The 10,414-nt window shown below is 66.9% G+C and carries 13 protein-coding genes; 3 read left to right on the top strand and 10 right to left on the bottom strand.

The window, feature by feature from the left end:
- From ACI48D_RS25105 to ACI48D_RS25095, 3 genes are all read right to left on the bottom strand, one after another.
- Positions 1 to 381: alpha/beta hydrolase (locus ACI48D_RS25105; RefSeq protein WP_435573971.1), on the bottom strand; the 381-nt coding region annotated here is incomplete at its 3' end.
- Positions 382 to 392: 11 nt separating this feature from the next.
- Positions 393 to 1,178 carry a dioxygenase family protein gene (locus ACI48D_RS25100; protein WP_435573970.1) on the bottom strand — a complete coding sequence of 262 codons (786 nt, stop codon included), beginning with the start codon at positions 1,176 to 1,178 and terminating at the stop codon, positions 393 to 395.
- 122 nt (positions 1,179 to 1,300) lie between these two features.
- Positions 1,301 to 2,200: a LysR family transcriptional regulator gene (locus ACI48D_RS25095; RefSeq protein WP_435573969.1), complete on the bottom strand. Its 900-nt coding sequence runs from the start codon at positions 2,198 to 2,200 to the stop codon at positions 1,301 to 1,303.
- A gap of 155 nt (positions 2,201 to 2,355) precedes the next feature.
- Here ACI48D_RS25095 and ACI48D_RS25090 point away from each other — a divergent pair, with 155 nt between their 5' ends.
- Both ACI48D_RS25090 and ACI48D_RS25085 read left to right on the top strand, forming a co-directional pair.
- Positions 2,356 to 2,604 carry a DUF4148 domain-containing protein gene (locus ACI48D_RS25090; protein ID WP_435573968.1) on the top strand — a complete coding sequence of 83 codons (249 nt, stop codon included), beginning with the start codon at positions 2,356 to 2,358 and terminating at the stop codon, positions 2,602 to 2,604.
- Positions 2,605 to 2,797: 193 nt separating this feature from the next.
- Positions 2,798 to 3,193, top strand: a complete 396-nt coding sequence (locus tag ACI48D_RS25085; protein WP_435573967.1) for a MarR family transcriptional regulator — start codon at positions 2,798 to 2,800, stop codon at positions 3,191 to 3,193.
- Between the two features lie 12 nt (positions 3,194 to 3,205).
- Here ACI48D_RS25085 and ACI48D_RS25080 read toward each other — a convergent pair whose 3' ends face one another.
- The 6 genes from ACI48D_RS25080 to ACI48D_RS25055 all read right to left on the bottom strand — a co-directional run bounded on the left by ACI48D_RS25080 (position 3,206) and on the right by ACI48D_RS25055 (position 8,412).
- Positions 3,206 to 3,883, bottom strand: a complete 678-nt coding sequence (locus ACI48D_RS25080) for an SDR family oxidoreductase (protein ID WP_435573966.1) — start codon at positions 3,881 to 3,883, stop codon at positions 3,206 to 3,208.
- Positions 3,884 to 3,956: 73 nt separating this feature from the next.
- Complete coding sequence (locus tag ACI48D_RS25075; RefSeq protein ID WP_435573965.1) at positions 3,957 to 4,676, bottom strand: methyltransferase family protein; 720 nt, start codon at positions 4,674 to 4,676, stop codon at positions 3,957 to 3,959.
- A 15-nt stretch (positions 4,677 to 4,691) separates the two neighbouring features.
- Positions 4,692 to 5,402: a methyltransferase domain-containing protein gene (locus ACI48D_RS25070; protein WP_435573964.1), complete on the bottom strand. Its 711-nt coding sequence runs from the start codon at positions 5,400 to 5,402 to the stop codon at positions 4,692 to 4,694.
- Positions 5,399 to 5,581 carry a hypothetical protein gene (locus ACI48D_RS25065; RefSeq protein WP_435573963.1) on the bottom strand — a complete coding sequence of 61 codons (183 nt, stop codon included), beginning with the start codon at positions 5,579 to 5,581 and terminating at the stop codon, positions 5,399 to 5,401. The genes ACI48D_RS25070 and ACI48D_RS25065 overlap by 4 nt, the downstream gene beginning before the upstream one ends.
- 92 nt (positions 5,582 to 5,673) lie before the next feature.
- A complete protein-coding gene (locus tag ACI48D_RS25060; protein ID WP_435573962.1) occupies positions 5,674 to 7,203 on the bottom strand; it encodes an MFS transporter in 1,530 nt (509 codons plus the stop codon).
- Between the two features lie 6 nt (positions 7,204 to 7,209).
- Positions 7,210 to 8,412 (bottom strand): efflux RND transporter periplasmic adaptor subunit, encoded by a 1,203-nt coding sequence (locus tag ACI48D_RS25055; RefSeq protein WP_435573961.1) that lies wholly within the window; start codon positions 8,410 to 8,412, stop codon positions 7,210 to 7,212.
- A 137-nt stretch (positions 8,413 to 8,549) separates the two neighbouring features.
- Between ACI48D_RS25055 and ACI48D_RS25050 the strand changes: the two genes are divergently transcribed.
- Positions 8,550 to 9,101: a MarR family winged helix-turn-helix transcriptional regulator gene (locus ACI48D_RS25050; RefSeq protein ID WP_435573960.1), complete on the top strand. Its 552-nt coding sequence runs from the start codon at positions 8,550 to 8,552 to the stop codon at positions 9,099 to 9,101.
- 3 nt (positions 9,102 to 9,104) lie between these two features.
- Here ACI48D_RS25050 and ACI48D_RS25045 read toward each other — a convergent pair whose 3' ends face one another.
- Positions 9,105 to 10,019 (bottom strand): LysR family transcriptional regulator, encoded by a 915-nt coding sequence (locus tag ACI48D_RS25045; protein ID WP_435573959.1) that lies wholly within the window; start codon positions 10,017 to 10,019, stop codon positions 9,105 to 9,107.
- Positions 10,020 to 10,414: the final 395 nt, after the last annotated feature.

The following is a 10,414-nucleotide window of genomic DNA, read 5'->3' as shown; positions in this document are numbered from 1 at the left end:
GATGCCGCCCTGGCTGAAGCCGGCGATCCAGATCCGCTGCGGATCGGCGCCGCAGAGCACCGGCAGCTGGCCGATGAACTCGCGCAGCTGGACCCGCGAGCGTTCGGCCTGGGCGGCGTCGATGGCCGGTCCGGCGGGCGTGAAGCTCACCTGGAAAAAGCCGAAGCGGCCGGGGGCGAACACCAGCGGGCCGCGCACCAGCACCACGGCCAGGCGCGGGTCGAGCTGGCGCGCCAGCTCGACGAAGCCGGCCTCGCTGGCGCCGACGCCATGCAGCAGCAGCAGGCACGGCGCCCCGCCCTGCCCCGCCTGCGGCGGACGAAGTCGGTAGGCCAGCCCGGAAACCGGGTCCACTGTCAATTGATCGAGGGGGTCCGACATGGCGGCTCCTTTCATTGGAATGCGTAGGCGTCCATGGCGAGCACGCCATGTTCGAAACTCGAATGCAGCTGCCTTGCCTGGGCGCCCGGTCCCGCCGCACCCAGCGCGACGAACAGCGGCAGCAGGTGTTCGTCGGTCGGATGGTTCTCGACGGCGAACGGTGCGGCCCGGCGATAGTCCAGCAGCGCGTCATGGTCGCGGCTCTCCAGGCGCGCCTTCATCCACGCCTCGAACTCGCCGACCCAGTGCGGCACCGGGGCGTCGATGTGCTGGCCGCGGAACTCGTACAGGTTGTGCGTCAGCGAACCGGATGCGAGCACCAGCACGCCCTCCTCGCGCAGCGCGGCCAGCGCGCGCCCGATCCGTTCGTGCGCGGCCGGGCCGGCGCCGCGTACCACCGACAGCTGCGCGACCGGAATGTCGGCATCCGGATACATCAGGCGCAGCGGCACCCAGGCGCCGTGGTCGAGGCCGCGCTGCGGGCTGCGGCCGACGGGGATCTGCGCGGCCTCGAGCAGCGCGGCGGCGCGCTCGGCGGCCTCGGGAGCGCCCGGAGCGGGATAGCGCATCTCGAACAGGGCGCGCGGAAAACCGCCGAAGTCGTGGATGGTCTCGGGCTGCGGTGCCAGGCTCACCGCCGGGCCGTTCGCGCTTTCCCAGTGGGCGGAGACGACGACGATCGCCTGCGGCCGTGGCAGCGATCTGCCGAGCTCCTGCAGGAAGCGGCGCGCGGGACTGTCCTGCAGCGCCAGCATGGGCGAACCATGCGAGACAAACAATGTGGGAAGCGGAGCCATGTCGGTACCTCGTTCATTCGGAGCGGCGGGAGCCGCATCAACATAGGACCAGTGTAGACCGACCGAAGAACGAGATAAACCGGGCCAGCCTGGCGAGACTGTTCCGAAAATCGAGACAATCCTTAATCACCCCAAGCGGGCTCGACAAATGCCTCCGCTAGAAAGTCGATCAGCACGCGCACCTTCGGCGACAGGAATTTGCGCGACGGGTAGACCGCGTAGATGCCCAGCGCGCTCGAGCGGTAGCCCGGCAGGATTTCCTTCAGCCTTCCCTGCGCAAGGTCGGCGCCGACCAGGAAGCTGGGCTGGAGGATGATGCCCTGGTGCTGCAGCGCGGCGGCGCGGCAGGTGTCGCCGCTGTTGGTGCGCATGCGCGCTGCGACCTTGACGGTGACCGGGCCGTCGGGGCCGGAGAAGGTCCAGTTCTCGCCGGCCGCGAACAGGCTGTACGAGATCACGTCGTGCGCCGCCAGTTCGGCCGGGCGGGCCGGTTCGCCGCGCGCCGACAGGTAGTCCGGCGAGGCGCATACGACCATGCGCGTCGATGCCAGCTTGCGGCCGATCAGCGACGACGCCGGCAGCTGCCCGATGCGCACCGCGAGATCGAAGCCTTCCTCGACCAGGTCGGCCACCCGGTCGGACAGCGTGACGTCGAGCGCCAGCTTCGGATGGCGTGCCATCAGCGCCGGCCACAGGGGCGCCAGGTGCATCAGGCCGAAGGTGACCGGGACATTCGCCTTCAGCAGCCCGCTCGCTTCGCCGCTGCGCGAGGTGATCTCGGCCTCCGCTTCGTCGAGGTTTTCCAGCAGCTCGCGGCAACGGGCGTGAAACACCTCCCCTTCCGTGGTCGGCGACAGCCTGCGCGTGGTCCGGTGCAGCAGCCGGATGCCGAGCCGTTCCTCCAGCTCGGCGACATAGCGGGAAACCGCGGTCTTCGACATCTGCAATGCATGCGCGGCGACCGTGAAACTGCCGGCCTCGACCACCGCCGAGAACACCTTCATTTCCAGAAATTTATCCATCATCTCGACAAGCGGAACAATAACGCCAATTCTACGACGATTGTGCCGGCATTCGCTAGACGAGCGCAGGAACGACAGCGAACGAGCACCATCGTTTAGAAATGTACTATTCAATGATAAAATATAGTCCTACACTCATCGAACAGGTGGATCCCATGAACATCAAATCACTCCTCCCCTTCCTGATCGTCCCCGTACTGGCCGGCTGCGCCACGACTGGAGACGCGACGGCCAACGATCCGGTGCGCACCCGCGTGCTGGCCGAACTCGCGCAGGCGCGCGCCGACGGCCTGTTCCCCCTGAGTGAGGCGCAATACCTGTATCCGTGGCCGGTCGCCGCTTCGCATCCGGCGGACGCCGTTGCCGCCGGCAAGCGTGCCGCGGCCCCGCACTCCGGCGGCTGAGCGCTGCCGGACACTCCCGGGACCGGTGCCGATGGCGGCCGGTCGCCTGCGCAGGTACAATCCCGCTCCTGACGAGCTGCGAGACACGACGATGAACGACTTTGGGGCGACCGACAAGCGATTGCAGAGGATCGAGGCACGGATGCCGGGGTTTCCGACCGCATCGATGCGCTTAATCCGCATGACCTATCACTTGCAGAAGACCTTTCGCGACACCACCAACGCCGTACTGAAGAAATACGATCTCACCGACACCAGCTATATGGTGCTGGCGATCCTGTACGGCAGCGTCGACGAGACCTCGACGGCATCCGAACTGAGCGAAGCCTGTCACGAAAAGCCGGCGAATCTCACGCGCGTCTGCGACGAGCTGGCCGCGCGCGGGCTGATCGAGCGCCGCCCCAAGCCCGGCGACCGCCGCGCGGTCATGATTTCGCTCAGCGACAGCGGGCGCGCATTGATCGAACGGGCACTGCCCGACGCCTCCTCCACGGTCACCGCCGCGTATGCCGGTTTCAGTCCGGCCGAACTGCGCCAGATGGCCGACCTCTATGCCGGCCTGCTGGTCAAGCTGAACGCCGACGCCTGAGCGGTCTTCGGCTCAGGCTTCGGCGTACGCCGCCGCATGCGTGCGGATCTGGCGGAACAGGATCTCGTCGACGTCGATGCCGGCCGGTTGGCCGATGGCGAATGCCACCGCGCGCGCCACCGATGCCGCGTATTCCGGGCCGGCGCCGCCGCACGGCCGGCTCGGCGCCACCAGCGTCATGCGTATGCGGTCGGCGTCGGCCTGCGCATGCACGCGCCGCGACCACTCGGACAGCGCGCGCGCGATCGCCTGCCCGCCCGGCGGCGCGACATTCACGATATGCCCCGTGCCGAGGCGCCGCATGTGCGCCAGCGCGGCGATGGTCGCATGGATCGCGCCAAGCGCATGAATCCCGCTGAGCAGGCCGGGCCTGGCGCGGTCGCCCTCGGCGTACGGAAAATCGGCCGGCGGCACGGGGATGCCGACCATCACGTCGACCCGCCCGAAGCGTTCGCTCGCGGCGTCGAGCAGACGGTCGACCTGGGCACGCCGGGTCATGTCGGCTTCGCAGGCGATCGCCTCGCCGCCATCCCATGCGAACTCGGCGGCCAGCTCGCGGAGACGCGCCGGGTCGCTGCCGCCGAGCGCGACGCGCGCACCTTGTTCCACCAGGTGCCGGGCGATCGCTTCGCCGGCCATGCCGGCGGCATCGAGGATCACGACGACTTTTCGCTGTACGTTACTGGGCATGATTTTCCGATAGGGGCCCTTGCCAGGCCGGGTTCCACTCCCGGCCTGGATCGGGCATGAACGATTCAGGGCTTCATGCCTGGACCATGCCGCTCTTCTTCAGCGAGCGCACCAGGAAGTAGGAGGACAGCCAGATGACCAATCCGGCCGCCAGCACGTCCGTGGACGGCCGCTGCGCGTCGCCGGCGATCAGGTATTCGCTCCACAGCTTCAACACGGTCAAGGACAGGATCAGCACGAAGATGGTGTTGTATTCCTTGACCAGCACCCGGCGCCAGTTGAAGCGCATGTCGCCGAGCGAGCGCTGCCAGCCACTCAATCTCGGCCACCAGCGGTTCACCCGTTCGCAATAGCGCCGGTACTCCGGTCCGAACTTGTTGCCCAGGAAGGCTTCTTCCGCCGCCACGATGCAGCTATAGGCGTACAGCACCAGGGGCAGCACCACCAGGTAGAACACCCAGGAGTGGAAGATCAGCGCGAAACCGGCCGCCATCAGCACGTTGCCGACGTAGAGCGGATTCCGGCAGTGCGCGAACACTCCGCCCTGCACCAGCTTGCTGGCATAGACCTGCCGGTTCCTGCCGCCGCGTTCGATGTATTCATAGCCGATGGTGACGATGCGCAGCGCCTGGCCGAGCATCGCGCACAGCACGCCGGCCAGGTCGAATGCGAGGTTCCAGCCGGCGCTGCCGAAGGGGTGGGCGGGCCGGCCCGCACAGAGCGCGGCCAGGAACAGGCAGGGGCCAAGCGCGTTCCTGTACTTGAACAAGAAATTGCCGATATGTGTATTCATGTGCATCAACCCTTCTTATTTGACCGCCAGGAAGCCTTCGAAGCAGACATACTTTTGGATCGTCATGATGTCCGCGAAGCCTGCCCGCTTGAGCATGTCGATGTTGCCCTGGGTCGAGAACGGCTCCATCACGCCCTTGATGCTCCTGGACTTGTTGATGATTTCCGCTTCGTTGAAACCGTTCTCCAGCTTGAACTCGACATAGGCCTGGTTGGCGTAATCCTGGAAACGTCCGTCGGGAGCGCGCACTTTCTCGAACATGAAGAAGGCGCCGCCCCAATTCAGCGAGCGGTAGATCTTCTCGATCAGCGCCTGCCGTACGCGCGGCGGCAGGAACTGGATCGTGTAGTTCGACACGATCATGTCCGACGGTTCCAGGTCGACGTCCAGCACGTTCGCATGCGTGAAGCCGACGCGCCGGTCGGAAGACAGGATCGCGCGCGCCTTGTCGACCATGTCGCGGACGTTGTCGATGCCGACCAGCCGCAACTCGTTCTTGTGGCAGTGGTGCCGGGCCAGCTTGCCGAGCATCTGCCCGGTCGAGCAGCCGATGTCGTAGACCAGGCTGTCGGCCTTCAGGAAGAAATCGCTGTAGTGGCAAATCAGCTTGTGCCCGCTCTCATACAGGGGGATCGAGCGCTGGATATGCGCATCGAAGTCCTCGCTGATGTTTTCGAAGGACCAGCCGGCATTGTGCTGGTTGATATTCTTGTCGACGGCTGTCATCGCGCCATTCCTTTCAAACGTGTGGCCGGGTCCTGCCCCGGCACGGGTGCGGGCGCCGCTTGTCCCAGTTCGGCAAGCACCTGGGTGCGAACCGGATCGTGCTCCGCCAGATCGTCCATGAAGGAACAGCCGGACAACACGACCATCGCCGACACCAACATGCAAACTTTCAGGTCCATGACTCCTCCGATTTCGCCTCTGCGGCATCGACATTATTTTATCACTGAACTATTCATCAATGAAGTGTTATTCAGGTCCCGGCTTGCACTTGTTATTTCAGGACCCGCTGCGCCAGCATGACGGCTGCTCCCGCCAGCCCGATGAAGCCGACCACCTGGAAGTAGTCGAGCGCCGCCAGCAGCGTCGCCTGCTGTGCCAGCCCCTGCGCCAGGCTGGCCGCGGCCAGCGCCGCCGGTTCCGCCGCGCCCTGCTGCGCCAGCGACTGGCCCAGGGTGTGGAGGGCCTCGTCGTAGGCCGGGTCACCGGCTGCGAAGCGGCCGTTGAGCACCGCGTGGTGCGCCGCGATCCGTCCCTGCAGCACGGCGGTGGCGGCGGCCACGCCCAGGCCCGAGCCGAACTGGGCGAGCATGTTCTTGACCTGCTGGGCATGCGAGAACACGGTTTCGTGGTGCTGCACTTCACGGAAGGTGTGCATGGCGGTGGTGGCCAGCACCAGCATCACGAACACGCCGTAGCAGGCCAGCGCCGGCACGACATCGCGCCACAGGTCGGCATGCGGGTTGAGCCCGGCGATGCGCCAGCCGAACACCGCCAGCGCCAGGAAGCCGGCCAGGTAGTACTTCTTGGCGGCCGGGCGCTTGGGCAGGACCAGCTGCATCAGCACCCAGGTCAGGACGGTCGCGGCCAGGCCCGCGGCCTGCACCGGGCCGATCGCTTCCCACGCGAAGCCCAGGCCGCGCTGCAGGACCGCCGGCAGCATGTAGTTGGTGGCGCCCATCAGCGTGTAGCAGAAGGTGAACAGCGCCAGCCCGCTGGCGTAGCGCGCGTTGCGCAGCTCGCGCAGGTGCAGCAGCGGGCGTTCGCCCCGGTGCATGGCGTGCACGAAGTAGCCCAGCGCCAGCGCGCCGAGCGCGGCGCCGGCCAGCAGCATCGGCAGGTCGCTGTAGAAGTCGTAGTACGAGCGCTGGAAGGCGTACAGGAGCGCGAAGGTCCCGGCCACCAGCGCCATCAGCAGCACCGGATGCGACTGCGTGCGCAATGCGTGCGGCGGCACCTCGCCCGGCAGGCAGGCGACGGCCAGCGCGGCGATCGCGACGGCCAGGCCGATCAGGATCATGAAGATCCACTGCCAGCCCTGGTTCGACACCGCCACCGACGCCAGCAGCGGGCCGCCGGAACTGCCGACCGCCAGCGCGGTGGCGAAGAAACGGATGCCGGTGAAGCGCGCCGGACTGGGCGGGAACAGGTTGACCAGCACGCGCGAGGACGTCATGAAGCTGCCGCCGCCCAGCGCCATCACGATGCGCCCGGCGGTGAACTGCCAAGTCGATTCGCTGGCCGCGCAGAGCGCCGCGCCGCAGATGAAGACCGCCAGGGAGCACAGCATGAAACGGCGCCAGCCCAGGCGCTCGGCCAGCCAGCGCTGCTTGCTGATCACGGCGACGGCGACGCAGGCGTAGATGACGCTGATCAGGCTGAATTCTTCGGGCGCCGCGCCGATGCCGCCCATGATCGGCCCCGCGCCGAACGCGATCATGCCGGTTTGCAGGTACTCTGTCGCGGTGAGCAGGAAGATCGTCAGCAGCAGCAGGCGCGGGCGGCGCGGAGGAGCGATGTGCATGCCGGCCTACTTGCGCGCCAGCGTCCGCTCGTCCCCGGCGTTGGCGGCGATGATGTCCGCCACCAGCGTGTCGGCGGCCCAGCCCTCCAGGTCGAACACCTCGGTGCGGTAGGATTGCCGCGCCACCGCGCCGGGCGCGGGGTGCGGCCAGTCGCGCTTGCGGGTATCGACGCTGACCCGCATGGACAGCCCGAGCTGGAGCGGGTGCTGCGCCACTTCGCGCGGCTCCAGCGCGATCCGCACCGGGACCCGCTGCACCACCTTGATCCAGTTGCCGGTGGCGTTCTGGGCCGGCATCAGCGAGAACGCGCTGCCGGTGCCGGCTTCCTGGCCGACCACCTTGCCGTGGTAGACCACGTCCTTGCCGTAGGCGTCCGCGGTCAGCGTAACCGGCTGCCCGCTGCGGATATGCCGCAACTGGGATTCCTTGAAGTTCGCCGTGACCCAGATCGTCTCGACCGGCACGATCGTCATCAGGGCCGTACCCGCCGCCACGCGCTGCCCGACCTGGACCTTGCGCCGTGCGACCATGCCGGCGACCGGCGCCGGCACCGAGGTCCGGACCATCGCGACATAGGCATCCTTGACCTGCGCCGCCGCGCCCAGCACGTCCGGATGGGTGGCGACCGTGGTGCTGTCGACGTAGGCATGGTTGGCGGCGAACTGGCGCTCGGCCGCCGCCAGCGCCGCACGGGCGCCGCGCACCGCTTCCTGCGCGTGGGCCAGGTCTTCGCCGGAGATCGCGCCGGAGTGCACGAGCCGGGAGCGGCGCCCGGCATCCGCCTCCACCTTGCTCAGTTCGGCCCGGCGCTGGTCGGCGTGGGCCTGCATCTGCCCGGCCGAGGCATATTGGGCGCGCACCTGGCGCACCGTCTTCGCCAGAGCGGCCTCGCTGCGCGCCAGCGCCAGCTTGGCGTCGACCGCGCTGAGCCTGACCAGTTCCTGGCCGGCGGCGACGCGGTCGGTATTGTCGGCCGCGATCGCGGTCACGGTGCCGGCGATCTGGGTCGTCACCTGCACCAGGTTGCCCTCGACGTAGGCGTCTTCGGTCAGTTCGCGGTATTGCATGGAGGTCGCCCAGTAGATGCCGCCGGCACCCAGGGCGCCCAGCAGCGCGACCGCCGCCAGCGCGGTAAACAGGCGCCTGCGGCCGGATGCCGGCGCGGCCGGCTGCGCGGCAGCGGTCTGCCGGGGTGCTGGTTGGCTCATTGTCTGTCTCAGTGTCAAAGTCAGGTTGGTGGTACCGGCCGCCGGGCGCGCGCGTAGAGTTTGGTTTTTTGCATGTCTTTGCTTAGGCAAGCAAGTGGAAGCATGCATCTTACCGGTCCACCGGATTTATTTCAACAATGAAGTATCTGGACGGCGCGCGCTTGAAAGTCTTTGCCGGTGCAAGTAGGATGGCCGGTCTTATTGGGGGAAGCGTGACACGCGATACGGGCGCCGGGCTGGACGATCTCATCAGTGGTGGACTGAGCCACCTCGTGAATGCCGTGCGCAATGCGGTGTTCATGGCGCTCGAACACGAACTGGCGCCGCTCGACCTGACCGCGTCGCAGTTGGTGGTGGTGATCGGCGCGATGCGCGGACGGGCCCGCACCGTCAACGAGTTCTGCCGGTTCGCCGGCATCGATGCCGGCTCCATGTCGCGCCTGCTCGACCGGCTGGAAGCCAAGGACATCGTGCGGCGCGTGCGCGACAGCCCCGACCGGCGCCAGGTCAATGTCGAACTCACCGCCAAGGGCAGCGCCCTCTACCCTCAGGTAATGAGCATCATCGCCCGCGTCAACCGCCGCTTCCTGGCCGGGTTCTCAGCGGAGGATGCGGCCCAGCTCCAGGCCCTGATGCTGCGCCTGCTCGCCAACCACCGCGACCCCGAGGCGGGCCAAGCGCCGCCCTGAACGCTACAGGGCTTCCTCGACATACGCAATGCCGAGATCGTCGTAGACCGAATACACGGCGGCGAGCATGTTCTGCAGCTCCGGCGAGCGGTCCATGTGGCGCACGCTGAACAGGATCGGCGAGAACGCATGCTTGTCCTGGATCGGCCGGTACAGGACGTTGCGCTGATGCATGCCCTGCACGCTCTCGGGCACGATCGAGATTCCCTGGCCGGCCGCCACCAGCCCCATCGCGATCTGCAGTTCGCGCACTTCGGTGACGTGGTCCGGGGTCAGGTGGGCGGTGCTGAACGCGGCCAGTACCTGGTCCGCGAAGCTGGGCCGCGGCGATTTCGGATACACGAGCAGGGGTTCGTGGATCAATTCCATCAGCTTGACGCCCTCCTCCTTTTCCGACAGGCGGTGGCCGGGCGATAGCGCCACCACCATGCGTTCGTCGCGCAGCAGGATGCGGCGGATGCTCGGGTCCTCGCTCTTCAGGCGTCCGAAGCCGACGTCGATCCGCCCTTCCTTGAGGGCCTTGAGCTGCTCCACCGTGGTCATCTCGTGCAGCGTCACCTCGACTTCGGGATGGCGCTCGCGGTAGCGCCGGATGATGTCGGGCAACAGTCCGTACAGGGTCGAGGCGACGAATCCGGCGGTCAGCGTACGTTCCAGCTTGCCGACCCGCTGGGTCATCGACTTCAGGTCCCGGACCTGCTCCAGCAGGGGCTTGGCGTGGGCCAGGAAAAACTGCCCGGCCTCGGTCAGGCGCAGCGGCCGCGAGCCTTTTTCGATCAGTACCACCCCCAGCGTCTCTTCGAGCTGCTGCATCTGCCGGCTCAGCGGCGGCTGGGCGATATGCAGCCGCTCAGCCGCCCGCGTAAAGTTCCTTTCTTCCGCTACCGCAACGAAGTAGCGCAGGTGCCGCAATTCCATACCATACCCTCCAGGTATTGAGTTGATACCAAAACGGTGTTGGACGCCCATCACCGACGGGAATATCGTGTCATCACCTCGGCGCATTATACGCAACGAATATGATCCGACATATAGAAACCTTCTCCCCGCAGCAAATCATGTGCCCGACATTTCCCGCCGGCGCGGCCTCCCTGCCCGCCCCGCAAATGCAGCGCGAACACCTGCCACACCACAATCTCATGCCGTTCCAACCACGCACCTTCAATCCACAAGGAGACCTGAAATGAACCACGCCGACATCGAAACCCTGGTCAAGAACTGGGTAGTCGACGCCGCCGACCGCCCCGCCAACCCGCGCGTGCAGGAAGTCGTGCTACGCCTGCTGGGCGACCTGTGCAAGGCCATCGAAGACC

This window comes from Massilia sp. LXY-6, from assembly GCF_051233485.1.
Taxonomy (GTDB): Bacteria; Pseudomonadota; Gammaproteobacteria; order Burkholderiales; family Burkholderiaceae_D; genus Telluria.
The sequence above is the reverse complement of the archived record's forward strand: the minus strand, read 5'-3'. Positions and strand labels throughout refer to the sequence as shown.